This window comes from Streptomyces sp. NPDC060209 (assembly GCF_042728155.1).
Taxonomy (GTDB): Bacteria; Actinomycetota; Actinomycetes; order Streptomycetales; family Streptomycetaceae; genus Streptomyces.
In genome coordinates this window covers 1-17,143 of the sequence record NZ_JBHWZS010000184.1, presented here as the reverse complement: position 1 = coordinate 17,143, position 17,143 = coordinate 1, and the positions used below count along the sequence as shown (strand labels likewise).

Annotated in this window: 18 protein-coding genes and 3 pseudogenes; 14 read left to right on the top strand and 7 right to left on the bottom strand. The window is 67.3% G+C overall.

All coding sequences use genetic code 11. From position 1 onward, the window contains the following. A pseudogene (locus tag ACFWFI_RS28565) lies at positions 1 to 204 on the top strand (hypothetical protein); the annotation flags it as partial. A 115-nt stretch (positions 205 to 319) separates the two neighbouring features. Here ACFWFI_RS28565 and ACFWFI_RS28560 read toward each other — a convergent pair. Further along, entirely contained in the window at positions 320 to 460 is a 141-nt protein-coding gene (locus tag ACFWFI_RS28560) for a hypothetical protein (protein ID WP_387395483.1), read from the bottom strand. 253 nt (positions 461 to 713) lie between these two features. Here ACFWFI_RS28560 and ACFWFI_RS28555 point away from each other — a divergent pair, with 253 nt between their 5' ends. Beyond that, entirely contained in the window at positions 714 to 860 is a 147-nt protein-coding gene (locus ACFWFI_RS28555) for a hypothetical protein (protein ID WP_387395480.1), read from the top strand. Between the two features lie 740 nt (positions 861 to 1,600). After that, positions 1,601 to 2,014: a hypothetical protein gene (locus tag ACFWFI_RS28550; protein WP_387395477.1), complete on the top strand. Its 414-nt coding sequence runs from the start codon at positions 1,601 to 1,603 to the stop codon at positions 2,012 to 2,014. A 796-nt stretch (positions 2,015 to 2,810) separates the two neighbouring features. On the opposite strand, the gene ACFWFI_RS28545 is transcribed toward ACFWFI_RS28550, so the two are convergent. The 5 genes from ACFWFI_RS28545 to ACFWFI_RS28525 all read right to left on the bottom strand — a co-directional run bounded on the left by ACFWFI_RS28545 (position 2,811) and on the right by ACFWFI_RS28525 (position 7,726). Continuing rightward, positions 2,811 to 3,491 carry a hypothetical protein gene (locus ACFWFI_RS28545; protein WP_387395474.1) on the bottom strand — a complete coding sequence of 227 codons (681 nt, stop codon included), beginning with the start codon at positions 3,489 to 3,491 and terminating at the stop codon, positions 2,811 to 2,813. Positions 3,492 to 3,571: 80 nt separating this feature from the next. Further along, positions 3,572 to 5,593: a hypothetical protein gene (locus ACFWFI_RS28540; protein WP_387395472.1), complete on the bottom strand. Its 2,022-nt coding sequence runs from the start codon at positions 5,591 to 5,593 to the stop codon at positions 3,572 to 3,574. Then, positions 5,590 to 6,411, bottom strand: coding sequence for a hypothetical protein (locus tag ACFWFI_RS28535; protein WP_387395470.1), 822 nt, complete (start codon positions 6,409 to 6,411; stop codon positions 5,590 to 5,592). Before ACFWFI_RS28535 ends, ACFWFI_RS28540 begins: the two co-directional genes overlap by 4 nt. Before the next feature lie 99 nt (positions 6,412 to 6,510). Then, the gene (locus tag ACFWFI_RS28530; protein ID WP_387395490.1) at positions 6,511 to 7,098 is read right to left on the bottom strand and encodes a Crp/Fnr family transcriptional regulator; all 588 of its coding nucleotides are present in this window, start codon (positions 7,096 to 7,098) and stop codon (positions 6,511 to 6,513) included. A 115-nt stretch (positions 7,099 to 7,213) separates the two neighbouring features. Beyond that, positions 7,214 to 7,726, bottom strand: coding sequence for a hypothetical protein (locus ACFWFI_RS28525; protein ID WP_387395468.1), 513 nt, complete (start codon positions 7,724 to 7,726; stop codon positions 7,214 to 7,216). A gap of 947 nt (positions 7,727 to 8,673) precedes the next feature. On the opposite strand from ACFWFI_RS28525, the gene ACFWFI_RS28520 reads away from it, so the two are divergent. The 8 genes and pseudogenes from ACFWFI_RS28520 (at position 8,674) to ACFWFI_RS28485 (ending at position 14,572) form a co-directional block, all read left to right on the top strand. Next, entirely contained in the window at positions 8,674 to 9,021 is a 348-nt protein-coding gene (locus tag ACFWFI_RS28520) for a hypothetical protein (RefSeq protein ID WP_387395466.1), read from the top strand. Positions 9,022 to 9,059: 38 nt separating this feature from the next. Further along, the gene (locus tag ACFWFI_RS28515) at positions 9,060 to 9,557 is read left to right on the top strand and encodes an HNH endonuclease (RefSeq protein ID WP_387395487.1); all 498 of its coding nucleotides are present in this window, start codon (positions 9,060 to 9,062) and stop codon (positions 9,555 to 9,557) included. A gap of 305 nt (positions 9,558 to 9,862) precedes the next feature. Continuing rightward, a complete protein-coding gene (locus ACFWFI_RS28510) occupies positions 9,863 to 10,645 on the top strand; it encodes a transposase family protein (protein ID WP_387395463.1) in 783 nt (260 codons plus the stop codon). A gap of 186 nt (positions 10,646 to 10,831) precedes the next feature. Beyond that, positions 10,832 to 11,191 carry a hypothetical protein gene (locus tag ACFWFI_RS28505; protein WP_345516813.1) on the top strand — a complete coding sequence of 120 codons (360 nt, stop codon included), beginning with the start codon at positions 10,832 to 10,834 and terminating at the stop codon, positions 11,189 to 11,191. A 51-nt stretch (positions 11,192 to 11,242) separates the two neighbouring features. Further along, the gene (locus ACFWFI_RS28500; protein ID WP_387395460.1) at positions 11,243 to 12,010 is read left to right on the top strand and encodes a transposase; all 768 of its coding nucleotides are present in this window, start codon (positions 11,243 to 11,245) and stop codon (positions 12,008 to 12,010) included. A 119-nt stretch (positions 12,011 to 12,129) separates the two neighbouring features. Next, positions 12,130 to 12,416 (top strand): annotated as a pseudogene (locus ACFWFI_RS28495) (transposase); the annotation flags it as partial. Between the two features lie 775 nt (positions 12,417 to 13,191). Further along, positions 13,192 to 13,654: pseudogene (locus ACFWFI_RS28490) on the top strand (transcriptional regulator); the annotation flags it as partial. 141 nt (positions 13,655 to 13,795) lie between these two features. Next, positions 13,796 to 14,572, top strand: coding sequence for an ISL3 family transposase (locus ACFWFI_RS28485; protein ID WP_387395457.1), 777 nt, complete (start codon positions 13,796 to 13,798; stop codon positions 14,570 to 14,572). 32 nt (positions 14,573 to 14,604) lie between these two features. Here the strand turns inward: ACFWFI_RS28485 and ACFWFI_RS28480 are convergent, their stop codons facing one another. Then, positions 14,605 to 15,246: a hypothetical protein gene (locus tag ACFWFI_RS28480; RefSeq protein WP_387395454.1), complete on the bottom strand. Its 642-nt coding sequence runs from the start codon at positions 15,244 to 15,246 to the stop codon at positions 14,605 to 14,607. A gap of 344 nt (positions 15,247 to 15,590) precedes the next feature. On the opposite strand from ACFWFI_RS28480, the gene ACFWFI_RS28475 reads away from it, so the two are divergent. From ACFWFI_RS28475 to ACFWFI_RS28465, 3 genes are all read left to right on the top strand, one after another. Further along, positions 15,591 to 16,022: a DUF4145 domain-containing protein gene (locus tag ACFWFI_RS28475; protein ID WP_387395485.1), complete on the top strand. Its 432-nt coding sequence runs from the start codon at positions 15,591 to 15,593 to the stop codon at positions 16,020 to 16,022. Between the two features lie 292 nt (positions 16,023 to 16,314). Beyond that, positions 16,315 to 16,806 carry a hypothetical protein gene (locus ACFWFI_RS28470; RefSeq protein ID WP_351328354.1) on the top strand — a complete coding sequence of 164 codons (492 nt, stop codon included), beginning with the start codon at positions 16,315 to 16,317 and terminating at the stop codon, positions 16,804 to 16,806. Positions 16,807 to 16,817: 11 nt separating this feature from the next. Continuing rightward, positions 16,818 to 17,126, top strand: a complete 309-nt coding sequence (locus tag ACFWFI_RS28465) for a hypothetical protein (protein ID WP_387395452.1) — start codon at positions 16,818 to 16,820, stop codon at positions 17,124 to 17,126. The last annotated feature ends 17 nt before the right edge of the window (positions 17,127 to 17,143 follow it).

The window sequence follows — 17,143 nt, the reverse complement described above, 5'->3', positions numbered from 1 at the left end:
CTAAGCGCCCGTTTGGCCGTGGTTGACGCCGGACCGCTCGCCGACGCCATCCTCGAACACCAGGGCCTGACCGGCCGCGTGCGCTGGGATACGACCGATGGCATGCGGATCAACGACGGCATGTACTCCTTCCGCAACCCTGCTAGCCACTGCGCCCTGTCGGACGAACGCTTGACCCGGGTGTCGGCCGCACTGGTGGGGTGAGGTGTCCGCAACGACTGCAAGGCATGTAATGCATCCGCGGGTTCGGGTGGAACACGAGGTTGCTGAGCGATCCGAAGGGCTTCGGAGGTGATGTCGGCCTGGGCGTCCTCGGTCGTTACCGGCGTCCGCCGAACTGCCAGTTGTGCACCTCGATGTCCGCATACCGGTCCGGGGTCAGGATGGCGTGTGCTGTGTCCGGGTTCGGCGCCTGGACCAATGCCGCCGTGCCCAGCCAGGTGGCGCCGTCATCGGACAACAGCGGCCCGTAGGCGATCAGCCCGTCCCGGTCTGTTCAGACACGGGCGGACCGCTCCATCAGCGCGCAGAAGACGCACGACACCGCGCTGCGCAGCGCCGTGCACACCGGCACACCGCCGCCAGAAGCAGCGCCCAGCGTGCCCTGGCCCAAGCGGCTCCGGGAGGCTTACGACGCCGACACAGCCCTCCAGAGGGCGGCAGCGGCCCAAGGCGCCTCCGACCTCAACCCCGCCAGACTGAAAGTTACGCGAGTGGCCAACTCGATTTACCAGCTCTCCGGGCTCCTGGCCAACGCCGCCAACCCCGAGAACGTCGACCTCGCTGACCAAGGGGACCTCCAACCCGCCCTCGCCCCCCTCTTCGTCGCCCACCAGGGCCCCTTCACCCTCCCCAAATAGACAGCGCAGCTCCGAGGGCCGGAGCAGGCATGCCGACCCTCAGAACAAGCCCTGGACCCACACTGTGCGGTCGAACACGGCCCAGGAGCGGGTCACCGAACCTCCCTGCGAACGCCGCACCACACGGTGACGAGGCCAGCCTCAGACCCGGCCAAGCGCCGAGGACGAGCAGCGTCGGTTGACTGCCCAGCTCCGTGGAGACCCGCCCGCATCCCGTCAGCGCGTCCCCTTCCCGGAACGCAGGGTTCGTAGCAGGCCGCGCCAGCTGAACCGGGGCGCGAAGCACGGGGGCGGGACAGGGATGCCCCTGGGGGGCCGGTCGGAGACTGAGTCGGCGGAAGCATCGGCTGAACGAGCTGAACGAGCTGAACGAGCTGAACGAGCTGAACGAGCTGAACGGGCTGGTGGGCGCTGCCCCTTCCGCTGACGGCCGAGAAAGGGCGGCCGGGGCGGGCACGGCGACTGGGGGCTGGGGACCCGGCTGCTGGGCGTGTTCGCGGGCGAGACGGCGACGGTGCGCCTCGCGGCCGCTCTGAGCCTTCTCCAGTGCGGCCATCAGCTGGAACGCGGGAGCAGGCCGGAATCCGGTGCGATGCCCAAGGCCGGACAGGGGGAGGGGGATCAGACCCCACCAGGTGGCGCCGTCGGCCGGGCAGGGGGTGGGAGATCTTCCAGTCCTTCGCCCAGGAGGCCATCTCGCCGCTCCAGTCCTCGCCGTCGCGAGCCGGGTAGGTGCCAGGGTGACCGCCGTAAGGGATGAGGACGGTGCCCTTCGAGATCCAGCACGCTGCCTGGAGCCAGATGGCAGCGCCGGGCAACGCACACGCCAGCTGGCCGGCCAGGTCCACGACAACGGTGAGATCGCTCTGGATGTCGGCCTGGTGAGGGGCCGTCGCCGAGCACCGATCTGTGCCCCGGCGGCCCCCGGGGTGGCGGAAGCGCGCGGGGTGAACCCGGAGTCGGGGGTGGCCGGCCCGGAGAAGACCAGGGTGCTCCCGCAGGCGCAGCGCAGGCAGCGTCCGCCGGCCCTGCCCCGGGGGAGCTGGCTCGCGGCGTCGGGTTCGCGGCGGAAGTCGATGATCCTGGCCGTCGGCTCCAGCATCGGTGGCGAGCTCGCCCGTGCGGGCAGCGACAACGGCAGAAGACGTTCCTGACGTGGTCGATCATTGCGGCGTCACGGCTGCCAGTCCGCCCCGGCTGCTGTAACGCCGCCGAGGGGGACCGGCAGCCGGCGCAACGCCCCAATCCACGAAAGGCCGCTTGGGCCGCCACCCGGCGCGCCCGCCATCACCACGCCGGAGCAGGCCGCGCTTCGCGCGGCAGACGGGCGGGGTTCTGGTCCGGGCATCCCGAACGCCGCCACCCGCCTGAGGATCTCCCAGGCGCGGAAATTCGACGATGCCTGAGTTCATGGAAGGCGAGCCCGGCGATGACCGTTTCACGGTCGCGGTCGATGACTGCGGCGAGGGTGTGAGACGGGGGGATCGTCCTGTCTGACCGGCCGACAGCCGCCTGCCCTGGTGTTCGGTGAGCATGGTTGCCGATTGTGGTGTCAGGAATAGTCGGGTTGGTGAGGCTGTGCCGGCGGCTGCCTGCCCTCGGTGTCCGAGGGACGGCTCCAGTCGAGGACGTGAATGCCCGCGCTCTGGATGAGGCTGGGTTCCAGTCCTAAGTGCTGGACGGGAGAGTGGCCATGGCGGTTCAGCCATCTACGGCGGCGCCGTTGTTCTGCCGGGTCCAGCGTGTGCCATTGGTCGTAGTGGACTCCTGGGGCGCCGCAGGGATTCTCTTGGTTCCAAGCGCGCAGGAAGGCCACTTCGTCGGGAGAGGTGCGCAAGGTGGTCAGGGCCCACGCGGTTTCGTACGGCAGGGTCGGACCGTGGCGGGCCATGAGCTGGAAGGTGCGCAGTTGTCGCAGAGGAGCGAGGAGCCATCGGGCGGTAGGGGTCTTCATGTGGGTTGACTCCCGGGGGCTTCGGGGGCGAGCCATTGGGCGGCGGTCGCCTGCAGGTCGTGTTGGCCGAGGATGTTGAGGGTCTGGACGAATGCCTGGAGGAAGACCTCTCGCTGCTGTGGTGTGTGCAGGTCGGTGAAGAGCTGGTCGGTGAAGCGCCGGACGTCACCGCGCAGGTCGTCGTCCATGGGTTCATGCGGCTGGGGAAGGTTTTCCAGGGCTGCCGTAAGCCCCTGGATGTCGTTGAAGCGGTCCGGGAAGCGGGCAATCCACCACACCCGGCGCAGGTCAGGGTTGGCGAGGACACGCTGAAGCTGGGCCAGGCGGTACAGGTTCTCTTCATGGTCGAGATCGGCTGCCTGTTGACGGCGGGCGTGCTCCTCGGCGAGGCCGCGGTCGTGGGCAGTGACATGCAGTTCGACGGCACCTGTGGCCTCCAGCCCGGATACGCGGCCCCAGTGCGCCAGAGCGGCGTTGGCCGCGTCCTGGGCCGCACCCACGTCGAGCACGGAGTACGGCCGCACGGCATGCTCGGCTTTACGGCGCAGATGGTCGCGGGCCAGGGCGGCGGGGGCTTGATGATCTGGTGCCGGGGTGCTGGGGCGTCGCCACGATCCGTTGATGCGGGCCGTGAAGAACACACTGGCAAGGTGGCTGGCTATCCGCTCGCTGGTCATGACGAACGGATGCTGTTCCGAATCGGTGTGGGCGGCACGCGGGGCGCTGCGGCCGGCTCGGTTGCGCCGCGGCAGGAGACTCACGCCGGTGCGGAGGAGGTCTCCCCGGCAGGGTGCGCGGGGGGCCAGTCTTCGGTGGGCGATGCCGTGTGATCGGTGAGGATCTCATCGAGCAGCCGTCGTCGGCGCGATCGCCCCAGGTCGGAGCTGCTGGAAGAGCCCACCAGCAGGGCGGCGGGTCCCACTTGCCCGGCGCAGCCGCGCAGCACGGCGGTGGCCAGCGGCAGGATCTCCTCGTCGGGCAGCTCCGGGGAGTCGAGCCAGGCTGCCAGGCGGATGTGCGCCGCCTCGGCTGTGGCCGATTCCTGCAGCAGGACCTGCCAGCCGCGGATGCAGAGCTCACCAGCCAGCGTGGAAGAAAGGCCGTCGCCGGCCCCCGTCCCGCTGGGCAGGAGAAGAGCCTCGCTGGTGTCGGCCAAGGCCAGGAACGTTCTCGCGCCGGCGCTGCGCACCGTGCTGTCGGTGGACTCGGCCCACCCGACGATCTCCGACAGCACCAGGAGGTGCTGTCCGGGATCAGTCGCCAAAATGCGCATGGCATCGGTGGCGGCCTTGAGGGACACATCGTCGCCCCGAGCGGCCAGCAGACGCAGCCGGGTCAGCGCGACCCGGGGATACTTCTGTCCCAGTTGGCCGGCACAGATCTTGCCGACAGCCTTGATCATTTCGGGGCTGGTCGTCTTCTGGTGAGCCCAGTCGTAGAGCTGCTTGCGGACGGCGACGCCTGTCACCGGGTGCAGCGCCATGGTCTCCAGGATCTCGATTGCCAGCTGCTGGTGGGTGCTGCGGCCTGTGCCGATCCAATCGCTCGCCACCGACCGCACTGTTGAGCCGCCCGGCAGCAGGGACAGCTGCACCAAGCAGTCGGCGATGCGTCGCAAGTACCCCGCGGCGATGCCGTCGGGTGCGCTGATCTGCGAAGCCCATTCCAGGAGAACCGGTCTCAGTTGCGGCCGCTGCTGCCACACGTACTTCAGGACCGCAGCAGGCATTCCGTGCTGCTCGGCCTCCAGGGAGAGGCCCTCGTCATCCACTTGGCGGGCGTCAATCGCGTTCAGACGTTGTTCGAGGTCGAGGCCGGCCAGCGCACCGCCAGGCGGCAGCTTGCCTCCGACCTCGGAAAAGAGCCGGTCGGCTGCATCGAGTACGACATCGGCCGGAACCTTCTCCAGAAGCGCGGCGGCCACCAGGAGAGCACGCTCACGCAGGTCCTTGTCGGCGGAGTGCTCATCGAACCAATGCTGCAAGTGGTCCTTCCAGTCGCTGAACTCCTCCTTGACCGCCATCTTGCCGTCGTCCTTGGCCTGGGCGATGAGCCTGGCCAGGCGAGCAGCCTCGGCGGCCGAGGCGCCTGCGGCCAGCAGAGTGTCCAGGGGAGCGCTGTTCAGCCAGTGCGCCCTGCCGGGCGCGAGGTACTGCAGATGAGCCTCGGCGACCTGCGGCGCCGGCGGGCGGACGACGGGCAGGGCGGGGACGGCAGTGAGCGTGCCGGGGCGCCAGGCGCTCGGGTCGGCCAGGATGATCAGGAATGCCGAATGAGCTTCGGCCTCCTTCTGATAGTCCGTGAGCCCGGTGTAGAAGTCCTCGGCAAGCGTCCGGTAGCCCGTCAGATCCAGGACGAAGCCGTGCCCCTCGGTAAAGGGGATCTGCTCTGTGCGGGGCCGGTCCCAGTCCAGGAGCAGCCACAGGATCCGTTTCCGGGGGACCCCCGCGTCGCGCAGCACGCGCAGTGCGGAGGTGCGCCGTCCAGCGCCCGCCTCGGCGCAGACAACAAGGACGGGGCTGCGGCCGTAGGCACGGGTAAGCCGGTCGGCGCCGTCTTTCGCCTGTCCGGATCCGTTCGGGCCGGGGGAATCAACGAAGGCGTGTTCGACCAGGTCCATCTCGGCGTCGCTGATGTGGACCCCGCGCAGGTTTTCCCACCCTCGCACGTACCGGTGGATGTGTTCTGCATAGTCGCCGGCAACCTGTGTCACCTGGGCGTTGCCGGACGCCTCAGCCTGCTGATGCAGCTCCTTCTCGTTGCCTTCCGGGCTCGTCATGACTGCTCCTCAGGGCTGGCGATGTAGTCGCGGCCTACCTGCACCAGCCGTGCTGTGCCGCTGGCTTTGCCCTTTTGCCGCACGCTGTCCTGGTGCCCGTCGCGGGGCGCTCGCATTGCGGCGGGGGCCGGCTGGCGCTGCGGGCCGTCGGCTGCCGCGTCCCTGTTCGTGGCGAGGTAGGGACTGATCACGGCCGGTGCCAGTGTGGGGACGAAGAGCCAGCACGTCTCCTGGAAGTCCGGCTTGCCGTCGACGAGGGCCGTGGCGCGCTGGAAGCTGTGTTCGCCGAGAGACGGGGTGCGGCCGGCGCGCACTGTACGGCGCAAAACCGTGTCGGAGATTGCCGCGGCCAGCGGCACGTGGTGGGCAACGGCGGCGGCCATGGCACTGCGGGCCGCGTCACTGTCGACCAGACGGCAGGCGTCGTTGACGGCGTCACCGCGGTGGTCCGGCGGATCCAGGGGACCAGTGTGCACGCTGGCGCGCAGCCGAATCGGCGGTGCGCTGGCCAGCCGGGTCCGTCCGTGACGCTCAAGGGCCCGGCTCAGGTGGGTCAGGAAGGGATCGACCAGCCGTGCTGCGTGCCGGGCCGGAAGCACGAAGATGGCGCCGTCACCACGGTCCTTGACCGCGTTCTCGAGCATGGTGATCTCGCCGATCATGCACTGCGCGAAGACGGTGGCGAGGATGTCGTCCAGATCGGACCGGGTGGAGGCCATCCTCGCCTCGGGAATCTGGCTGTACTCCTTCATGTCGACCACCAGGAGGGCGTGTTCCTCAGGAACATCGACGGCGTCGTGCGGGTCCTCGGGCGTCATGGACGGCCTTTCGCGGAGAGGGGCTGTGCGGATGCCCCATGCTGGCCGCGTACTGAACGAGACGGTGCCCAGCACTGGGCACCGCGAGAGTGCGGTCGGTCACCTGCACATGTCCGCGTGCGACTGGATCGAGGTGATGTCCCGGACGGCGAGCCCACTGGCAGCCCCGGTGACCAGCCAGCCCTTCTCACGCCACGGTTTCAGCGCACTACCCACGGCGTTGCGGGACGCGCCGATCATCTGTGACAGCTCCTCCTGGGTCAGCCGCACGATGTAGTCCGGGCCCGTCGCAGAGGCTGCATGCAGCAGCCGGCCCAGAGCCGAGGCCAGACGCACCGCAACCGGCGCAGTGGCCATCTCCAGGCGGACCATCTCCGCTTCACGAACCCGCGCGATGGCATGCCGCAGCAGCGCAGTCTGCAGACCATGACGTTCGACAAACGCGAGGAACTCGGGGGCCGGGACGATATGCACCCGGCAGTCCTCGGCGGCGATGACCGAGGCCGTGCGCGGCTGGTCGTCCAGGACAGCCAGTTCGCCGAGCAGCTCTCCGGCGCCGCGCACCGCCAGCAACGCACGCTCTCCATGCGCCCCGGTCAGCGTGACCAAGGTGGAGCCGGAGGCCAGCATGATGACGTGGGTACCGGGATCCCCCTGACGTAACAGGACGCTTCTGGCCGGCCGCATGCGAGCAGGGACGAGGCCGGACAACTCGGACCACAGATGCGGCCCGATGACAGAGATGTGCGGCTGATACATCCCACCCCCGCGTGCAGTAAACATCACAGACGCCGTGATGTTCTCAACCCGTGATGTAGAGGATCAACAGTCCGAATCCGGCCACCACCAAGGCGCTTGCGATGAAGTCGACCGTCCGCTTCACAGCCCGGAACTTTCGCTGCGCCAACAGCGTGAACAGCTCCAGCCGCTCCGTTTCCGCGCGCAGGTGTCCGCTCAAGACCGCCATCGCGCCCGCCGGCAAGCGCACATCCGCTCGACACAGGCCGGACGCTGAGCATGCAAAGACCCGCAGCCTGTTTCCCCGCGGCAGAACCGGACGGATCGCAGTCATACCCATGATCAATGCAGCCCCGAGAAGAACGCCGGAAACCGCCAAAACGGCCGTAACCAACCGCTCAGACCTAGGCACAGCCGCCAGCACCGCCGCGTCCACAGCAAGCAGACCACCTGCCACGCCACACAACGCTGTCGCCTTCGTATCCGCCCGCTGTACCTCCGTGAACATCGCCATGGCCTCATCCCGCAGCCGCTGCAGGCAGTCGGCTGCCGTGTGACTGGTATCGGTCTCAGGCATATCGATCCCCCATGTCCTGCGTACTGGTTCGTCTGTGCCTGTCCACGGTGCACCGGACGTGTCAGCGCTGCCGCCCACTGAAGGGCACCGCACCCCCCGGCCTCGTCACAGTCGTCGCGCCCCACTTCTGCGCGGCAGCAGTGCTCACTGGGGTTGCCGCTGCAGTCAAGGTGGCCGTCGATCGCCACCCGGTGACTTCCGCCCCGAGCAAGCTTTCACACCGGGGCTTGACAGGCGAGCCCGGCTTGCCCAGACCCCCCTGCGAGCACAGCGGGCGCTGGTACCTGGCGGTCGGAGAGGCCCACGATGCGCGACCGCTTTCCGGGACCACTTGGAGGTTCGTAGACATGCACCAGACCTGATCCCGCCATCCCCACCGGCAAGCCTGGGAGGCCTCCGCGTTGCCCGTTCGTCGGCGGTCTTCCGGTGATGGCGGTGCACCTGAGCGGCTTCGAGGCCGAGTACGGCGACGAACTGTGGCTACGCGACGTCTAGTACGCGACCTGGAAGATTCTGCACGTCCACCGCAGCCGTGGAACCTGGTAAAGCAGCAAGAGTTCGTCCGCGCATGGCAGCACGCCCCCTCCAGCCAGCTTCATTGCGCGGGGAACGACTGCCCTACGGCCGGGTGCGCGGTAGCCAGGGGAACGCAACTGCTCTGCCCGAGCCAGGCGGAGAAGCGTGCTCGACCAGGCACAGGGCCTCCCCTGCCCATCAGGCAGAAAGAGCCGACGCCGGCAACAGCGGCTGTCTGGCCTGAAGGGGGACACTGCCCTATCAGGGTCTTGTGGTGGGCGGCGCGGTACGGACTACGGCGCGGTGAGAATAGAACGCGGGCAACGATTCTATCCGAGCCACGCACAGGCGATTGGTGCCTGTCATCGGCCGGGATGGTCGAACATTGAAGAGCTACACGGGGCCAAGCTCCGTCGAGAAGAGGGGCCGCAGTGAACCATCCGAAGACGAACCTTGAACACTGGGCGCTGTACCGGGCCGGGCTCTCGGGCCTGCGGACCCACGACTTCACGCTGGGGCTGGGAGAGGATCACGACGACTCCTACGACGTGACGTTCGTGGTCCCCGCCGACCTCGAGTGGCAGATAGCCAAGCTGATCATGTATCTGCTCAGCAACCAGCCGGTGAAGGAAGCCTGGCCCCTGCGGATGTCGAAGAGTGAGGGGTCCGTACGTATCACCACGATCTACCCGAGCTACCTCGGAGATCCAAACGGAAAACGAGAGTACTGGTGCTCGGTGCGAAGCCGGCACCAGAGAAGAGACAGGATAACCGGGTGACGCCCCGAAGGCGCCGGTGGCGGATCTTCGAGTCCTTGATGGTGCTCACTGCCAACAGCGGATGCTGTGTCTACTGTGGTCGTAGGTCACAGACGATGGATCACGTGATCCCGTTGGCCAGGGGTGGGGCAGACGATCTGTCCAACCTCGTGCCGGCCTGCCACGCTTGCAATAACAGCAAAAACGACAAAACGCCTGCTGAGTGGTGGACGGCCCGATGGCTAAAAGGGTCTTGGCGAGGCAAGGGGACGCCACGTAAGGGCGGTTGGTCACTCGGCCTCGAAGACGTAGGGCTGCGCGAGCTATATCTACAGTCACACGAACAGACGTTGGCCATCCTCGATTGCATAGACGACGTGCTGGCCGAGATCGGAGACGAGACACGGGCAAGCTGGTTCCTGTGGAACCTTCCGTTTGGATACCCAGACGGCTTCTTTTCCGTGGACATTTACCGTGGATGGAGCACGTCTAAGATAGAGCAAGGTGAGTCTGACGGGTGGCCTGATTCGAGGCCAGCGCACCTGCGGAAGAAATGAAGAACAGGAAGGCTGCAGCCGCTGGAACGCCTGCTGCGCCTTCCCTCGGCCTTCCCTTTCGCCATACGCGGGGCCGCCGGGGCGGCAGGCGCTGTCTAACGAGCTCGTGCACGGTTAGCGGTGAGACGTCGAGCTCGGATCGGCAATCATGGCTGTGTGGTGGGCTGACGCGCACAGTGATCATCAGCGACCGGAAGATCACGGGCCTGTCAGCCGCTGTGATCGCCGAACTCGTGGCTGAGGTAGGACCGTTGTGGCATGAACGGCACCAGGCCAGGCTTGCATCCAGGCCGCGGAAGCGTGCCGTGGGCGCCGGTGCGAAGCACCGCATGGTCTTCATCGACCGGCTCCTGGCCACGCTCGTGCACCTTCGCCACGGGGTCACTCATGACGTGCTGGCCTGCTGGTTCGGCGTGGACCGCTCTACCGTCACCCGGGCCATCGGCGAAGTGCGGCCCCTGCTCGCGGAGCGAGGATGCACCATCAACCCCGGCATGCGGCTGCGAACCCTGGCCGAGGTCGTCGACCATCTCGGCCAGGCCGGGAAGACCGGCATCATCGACGGCACCGAGATCCGTGTCCGCCGCCCGGCCGTCGGCCGCAAGGACCGGGACAGGTTCATCTCCGGCAAGAACAAGCAGAACGCTGTGAAGGCCATGGTGTTCACCGACGGGGACGGGCGGCTGCTGTTCTGCAGCCCGACCAAGCCCGGCAGCTGCGCGGACATCACCCACGCCCGCGAGTTAGGGCTGGTCAAGCTCCTGGCCGACGGTCCACCAGTCGAGATCCTTGCCGATGCCGGCTACCAAGGACTCGGAGCACAGACCGGCGGACGCGTCGTGACGCCACCGCACCGCAAGTTCAAGAAGAATGCCCCGGACTGGTACGAGGAAATGCACGAGCGCCAGCGCAAGGCACACTCCTCCCGACGCATCCGGGTCGAGCACGGAATCGCCCACCTGAAAAACTGGCGGGCGCTGGCCCGTCACCTCGGCCGCCGCGAGCACATGGACGACACCGTCCAAGCCATCGCCGGCCTGCTGTCCCAGCAGCAGACCGCAGACCTGATCCTGGCTCGGCAGACGTGAGCACCGAGGCCCCACCGACGCCTTCGAGGCCTCACCGCTAACCGTGCACGAGCTCGTAAGGGCTGTCCCGTAACTGCTGGTCACGGAGCTGCCCAGGCTGCGGAAACTGCGTAGCTCCTGAGTTGGCGGTGCCGGTATCGTCCGGTCTCTCGACCCGCCATACCAGCGTCCTACGTTCAGAGAGCGATGCACATGACCAGCCAGCAAGCAACGACGACCCTGTGGCGCCCCACCGGCCCCAAGGAGCTGGATCTGGTTCGGGAGCTGAATTGGCGTGCGTGGCCGCCCCGGCTGCCCGAGCAGCCGATCTTCTACCCGGTCCTGAACGAGGACTACGCGATCAGGATCGCCCGGGACTGGAACGTGAAGCACGACGGCGCAGGCTTCGTCACTCGTTTTGAGGTCGAGTCGGAGTTCTTGAGCCGGTATCCCGTCCAGCAGGCCGGCGGGCAGACGATCCTCGAGCTCTGGGTTCCGGCCGAGGAGCTGGACGACTTTAACGCCCACATCGTCGGCGAGATCCAGGTGGTCCACGAGTTTCGCTGAGGCGGGGCGGGATGCTGGGGCGGCACGCCGGACCGGTGGGATGATCCCGGCGTGGCTGGTGTGATCACGGCGTCGGAGTCGTCCTGGATAGCCCCCTTCACCGGGCTGAGCCCGCGTGCCTTCGGGAAGCTGGTGACCGTGCTGCGGCGCGAGGGTGCGGACGCGGTCCGCAAGGGTCGACCGTGGGGCCTGTCCTTGGAGGACCGGGCGCTGCTGGTCGCGGCGTACTGGCGCACCAACTTGACGATGCGCCAGCTCGCGCCGCTGTTCGGGGTGTCGAAGTCCGCGGCGGACCGTGTGATCGACCATCTCGGTCCCATGCTCGCGCTTCAGCCCCGCAAGCGGTTCGCCAAGGACGCCGTGCTCATCGTGGACGGCACCCTGGTGCCCACTCGCGACCACACCGTCGCCGAGCAGTCGAAGAACTACCGCTACTCCACGAACCACCAGGTCGTCATCGACGCTGACACCCGGCTCGTCGTCGTGGTCGGCCGACCGCTTCCCGGCAACCGCAATGACTGCAAAGCCTGGGAGGAGTCCGGGGCCAAGGCCGCCGTCGGCAACACCATGACGATCGCCGACGGCGGCTACCCGGGCACTGGCCTCGTGATGCCTCACCGCCGCCGCAAGGGAGAGGAACTGCCCGACTGGAAGCAAGCACACAACAAGTCCCACACGCAGGTCCGGGCCCGCGTCGAGCACGCATTCGCCCGTATGAAGACCTGGAAGATCCTCCGCGACTGCCAACTCAAAGGCGACGGAGTCCACCACGCCATGCGCGGCATCGCTCGCCTGCACAACCTCGCTCTCGCCGGATAAACGAGCGGGACACGCGGCGGCCGAGCACGTCCAAGGTGATCCAAAGATTATTTACGGGACAGCCCTTAACAAAATGATCTTCGAGGTGGTTGGATCGCTCTGGGACTGTGGATCCGGGCGTGCCGCCGCTACTGCCGAGGGTGGAGCGTCGAGCGCGCCGTCCCGGGCGGAAGCGGCATCCGGACCGGCTGGTGTTCCAGGGCATCCTGTCCGCGCGGTACACCGGCATTCAGCGGGAACACCTGTCAGAGGAGCTCGGTTTCGGGTCCGGCATGACGTGCTGGCGCCGGCGCCGGCGCCGAGCCGGAACGAGGCCGGGGTCTGGCAGCGGCTGCACGAGGTGCGGTTGGCCGAGCTGAATGCCGCCGCCCGCCTTGACTGGTCAGCGAAAGTATTGCCGGGTCCCCCTCGGCTCCACCTTCGACATCACAGCAGGCCGCCCTGCGCAGGGCGGCCGCCCATGTCCTGCACACGCCGGCGGGCAGCGGCGGCAGCCTGGATCTCCGCCGTTTTGCCGCCTACGCCTTGAGCGCGGCGACCTCCCGCATCCGTGGCGCCATGTCCCGTACCGCTCGCACCTTCGCATGCGGGGCCAGGCGCCTGCGCATGGTCGCGAAATGGTCGTCACCGAGGGCGGACGAGACATGTTCGTACTCGCCGAGGAAGCGTGTCCACGAGTCGCATGCGGCGTCGAGGTGCCCATGTTCGAGCCGCCGCTGCGCCAGCAGCCCGTACGCGTGGACGCGGCCCTGCGTTCCTGCGCCGGCTGGACTTTGATGGACTGCTTGAGCCCCCTCCAGTCCTCGAGGTCGCTGCCTGCAGCGCGGTGCACTTGCTGCGCCGAATCGCGGGCACCGAGGACCCCCGCGTCTCTCAGGCATTGGCCCGCTGGATGAAGATGTGGGAAGGCGAGGACACCTCACTGCTGGCACGTCGAACGCCCCGCGAGAGGCTGCGGGGCGTTCGTTGGGCGAGCAGGGGGGTGGTTCTGGCATCGCCGTGATTTCGGTGACGAAGGGGCCCGGGGGCCGGTTACGGGTGCTGTGAGGCGGTGCTGGTGCTGGTCGGGCGAGGAGTGATCAGGTGTTCTCGGAAGGGCGGGGAGCTGTGCCCCAGGTGAAGGTCAAGCACGGTGATGCCCTGGCGTCCGGTGAGTACGCCCTCGGGGCGGTGGGTGGCTGATGGCCGGCCGCTGGATGGACTTGGGCATGTTCAACGCCCGGGGCGTGGCGGGCGCGGACGCGCTCGGTATCGCCATCGAGTAGATGGTGACCGGCATCGCCTCGCCCGTCGACAGCGAGCGCGGGCTCGCGGCCCGCCTGAACTATTTGACCAGGACGGATGCCGGGTACGAGGTGATGGACCGCGCGGGCATCCACGTCTCCCCGCGCACCCTCATGGCCTGGCTCGCGGAGGAGCGGATCCCGAACAAGGCCAACGGGTCCCGCCTGGATTCCGCGTACTGGGACCTGCGCCGCCGCAACGTCGCAGCCGACCTCAAGAAGCGGCTCAACAACCTAGGGCCGCGGAACCCGTGTCGAGATAAACCCCGTCGACCAGACCCGCGTCGACGGTCGGCACCAGCGGGACCTGTCCAGCCGCAGCATCAACGTCCGAGGCGTCTGGGACCGCGCCGTCGACGCCTTGGCTCTGCTCATGAGTTGTGGCTCTGGTCCAACTTCTGTGGTCTGCCTACTCACTGTGATCGTTGGCCTTGGTGATAGGTCTCGCGAGATCGTCTAGAAACTGCCGGTGCCGAGTGCGTTCGGCCTGATGGTTCTGACTGTGCGCGAGGTACTGCTCAGGCTGGAAGAGCTGCTCTTCCTGGCGGATCCGGGGATCAGGGTGGAGTCGGTGGAGGACGATGGCGAGGTAATCCGAGTTGGTGCCAGATGCCGGGCGGCCGGGGCTCGGTGCCCAGGCTGCGGAAGCTGGTCGAGGAGGGTGCACGGCTCTTACCTGCGGTTTCCCGCTGACCTCCCCTTGGCAGGACGGCAGGTGGTTCTGCGGCTTCGTGTCCGGCGCTTCACGTGCGAAGACATCTCCTGCGGACGGCGGACGTTCGTCGAGCAGGTTGCCGGCCTGACCCGGCGGTACAGCCAGCGGACCGAACGAATGCGGTCGGTGCTGGCCGAGGTCGGCCTCGCCTTGGCCGGTCGCGCCGGTGCCCGGCTGACCGATGTCTTCGGGGCAAGGGTCAGCCGGAACACGGTCCTGCGGCTGGTCAGCGCTCTCCCGGAGCCCCAGCCACAGGTCCCGCGTGTGGTCGGCGTCGACGAGTACGCGATGCGAAAAGGCCGTGTCTACGGGACCGTCCTGGTCGACGTCGAGACCCGCAGGCCGGTTGACCTCTTGCCGGATCGCGAGGCAGGCACTGTCGCGGCCTGGCTGGCCGATCACCCGGGGATTGAGGTCGTCTGCCGCGACCGCGCCCCGTTCTTCGCCGAGGGTGCCAGGATCGGGGCACCCGCCGCGGTCCAGGTCGCCGACCGATTCCACCTCTGGCGCAACCTCGGCGAAGCGGGCTTTAGCCTGTTGCGGAAGCGAGTCCTCCTTGCCTGACTGCAGCTCTGTGACGCGACGAGCAGGTCCGCTCAGCTGATCGCAAACGGCACGGAATCCAGGCTCAGCTTGCTCCGGCATGAGTCGACGGCCCGCGTGACCCAGGCGGTCACGGCGTCGCGATCTGCCGCGATCGCGTGAAGCTCACGCGCCTTCTCCTGAGCATTGACCTCCCACGGGACCAGGGCGTCCTCTCGAAGGACTCGTTCGAAGTAATCGCGGGCCGAGTCCGCATCCCCAACCAGGGCGGCTGCGATCCCAGAGTCGAAGCTGTCCCAGAGAAATCCCCGGCGCACCGGCCTGGACGTCAGGTATCGAGCGGCATCCGGCAGACCCGCAAACTTCTCCCTGAGCGCGGTCACGTTCGCAGCCGCCTGCCGACTGAGTTCAAGCGCCAGCGACGTGAACTGGTCCTCGTTGCGAAACAGCTCGGAGCCGACCCGGGCTGCATCCACGTGGAAGGCCAGATGGTCCACGTCGTGCCACAGCCACATCGCACCGACGTACAGACCACTGCCGGCAATCCGCGACGGCGTGAACTCCACAACCCCGAGCCACCACCCGTGATCATCAATCCATAGCCGCGACCGCCCGCGACGGGCCAGGCCGAGCGGCTTCAAGGACTCCCGCGCCGCCGAGGTGATGATCCGGAGCACCGGACTGCGATCTGCCATGACGGCATTATCAGCTGGCCCACCGACACACCATCGGTGGTGGCGGTCCGCTATTCATGAACCATGACCAGCCTCACCGTTGACCAACACGGCCTCGTCCCTCCGGGCCTATGCCCGAACTGTCATCTCCACAGCGGCTTTGCGGTCCCCGAACAGGGCTTCAACTCCTTCATCTGGCCGCATCCTCAGCTCGAGCACCCGTCTGTCGAGCACCAAATCAAATACGGGATGCACACCTGGCTGCGGCAGATTCCCGCCATCTGCCACCACTGCCACAAGACCACGGTCCTACATCAGCTGATCCGCTCCACGAAGACGGGAAGACCGGCGAGGTGCTCCGGGTGATGCAGGTCTGGCCGGAGCGGCAGTCGCGCGAGTTGCCTGTCTCCGCACCGAACGCGATGCGTGAGCTGTTCGCGGAGGGCGCGCGAGCGGAGGCTGCTGAGGCATACAGGGCGGCAGGGGCAATGTATCGAGCCGCCGTCGAGGAACTCTGCAAGAACCTCGGCGCCGAAGGCAATGGCCTCTTCAACAAGATCAACGATCTGGCTAACCGGGGCGTCACCCGCGAGATCGTGGATGACCTCCACGAGGCCCGATTGCTTGGCAACTGGAGCCTGCACGACGGCTTGGAGTTCTCCGCCGAGGAGGTTGCCGACGTCGCCAACCTGATTGTCGAGGCTGTCCACATCCTCTACGTACAGTCCGAGGAACGACGAGCGATGCGCGAGGCTCGCAAGGCGCGGCGCGACGCCTTCGCTGCCGGGAGCCCGTAGCCGATCCGGTCAGATACCGAGAGCCAAGATCTCTTAGCAACGGTCAAGATCGCTTGTCAAAAGACAACCTCGACCCACCGCCGCTCCGGGAGCTGCGCCAGCAGTCGGGGTGCCGGTATGAACGCTGTCATCAGCCGCAACCGGCAGTGCGGAGCTGCGTGTGGGTGAGTACGGGGCCGGGCGGCTGCGGTGAGTGAGGTGGAAGAACCGCAGTTTACAACCGCCGCCCATCCTTGGAATCCTTGGGTTACCAAGCCTTGTGGGGAAGTCCTTGGATCGCTAACCTGACGGTATGACAGAAACCACGCAGGCCACCCTCTGCTACTGCGGATGCCGAACCACGATCGGATACGGCCGCACCTTCGCCGCCGGTCACGACAAGATCGCCGAAGCGGCCTACATGGCCGTCCACCACAACGGCTCCGTCGCAGAACTCCTCATCAGCCAGGGCTACGGGCCCGACAACCCCGTCACTGACGCCGCCGTCGCAACCGGCAAGTGGAAGAAGTGCGAGCACTGCGACTACAAGGGCGCCCCCGAGAGCATCCGCAACCACATGGTCAAGGTCCAGAAGGCCGAGACCAACCAGCGAGAATCACTGGAGAAGTCCCTCCGCGCCCTTGGCGGCACGTGGGACCCGAGCCGCGGTATGCAGACCCTGCGGGATGCCGGATACCACCCCTCCGAGAAGTACATCCGCGAGGTGTACCGGCGGTTGGCCGACGAGGGACTGCTGGAGAAGATCGACGAGCACCGGGCCATCTACTTCGTCACCGAGCAGTGAGGACCACGACCATGAGCGACGGCCTGAGCCCTGAGGTCAACACCTACCCGCCCGAACTGCTGAACGCCATCGGCGACCTCCTCGCCACCGCGCACCGCCAGCAGATCGGCGTTGCTTTCGAACCAGACGGCGACGGGTGGCGCCTCCACTACCTCGTCGATGACTGGCCGGCTGTTGAAGAGTACGAGCTCTCGGCGGGCCCGCTCTCCGATGCCTACGACCTTCAGGTTGCAGCGTCTGCTGCCCTGCGCCCACTGGTAAAGATGGGCCACTCTTTGGCTCAGCACTTCAACCGGCAGCAGAGCATCGACAAGGCTTGACTCGCACAGCGCGACGC

Bases quoted from the DNA above. Each gene is read 5' to 3' on its own strand.
- ACFWFI_RS28480 (WP_387395454.1), bottom strand. From the start codon at position 15,246: ATGGCAGATCGCAGTCCGGTGCTCCGGATCATCACCTCGGCGGCGCGG.
- ACFWFI_RS28535 (WP_387395470.1), bottom strand. From the start codon at position 6,411: ATGACGCCCGAGGACCCGCACGACGCCGTCGATGTTCCTGAGGAACAC.
- ACFWFI_RS28525 (WP_387395468.1), bottom strand. From the start codon at position 7,726: ATGCCTGAGACCGATACCAGTCACACGGCAGCCGACTGCCTGCAGCGG.
- ACFWFI_RS28530 (WP_387395490.1), bottom strand. From the start codon at position 7,098: ATGCGGCCGGCCAGAAGCGTCCTGTTACGTCAGGGGGATCCCGGTACC.
- ACFWFI_RS28515 (WP_387395487.1), top strand. From the start codon at position 9,060: ATGGTGCTCACTGCCAACAGCGGATGCTGTGTCTACTGTGGTCGTAGG.
- ACFWFI_RS28545 (WP_387395474.1), bottom strand. From the start codon at position 3,491: ATGACCAGCGAGCGGATAGCCAGCCACCTTGCCAGTGTGTTCTTCACG.
- ACFWFI_RS28465 (WP_387395452.1), top strand. From the start codon at position 16,818: ATGAGCGACGGCCTGAGCCCTGAGGTCAACACCTACCCGCCCGAACTG.
- ACFWFI_RS28470 (WP_351328354.1), top strand. From the start codon at position 16,315: ATGACAGAAACCACGCAGGCCACCCTCTGCTACTGCGGATGCCGAACC.
- ACFWFI_RS28505 (WP_345516813.1), top strand. From the start codon at position 10,832: ATGCACATGACCAGCCAGCAAGCAACGACGACCCTGTGGCGCCCCACC.
- ACFWFI_RS28475 (WP_387395485.1), top strand. From the start codon at position 15,591: ATGCAGGTCTGGCCGGAGCGGCAGTCGCGCGAGTTGCCTGTCTCCGCA.
- ACFWFI_RS28540 (WP_387395472.1), bottom strand. From the start codon at position 5,593: ATGACGAGCCCGGAAGGCAACGAGAAGGAGCTGCATCAGCAGGCTGAG.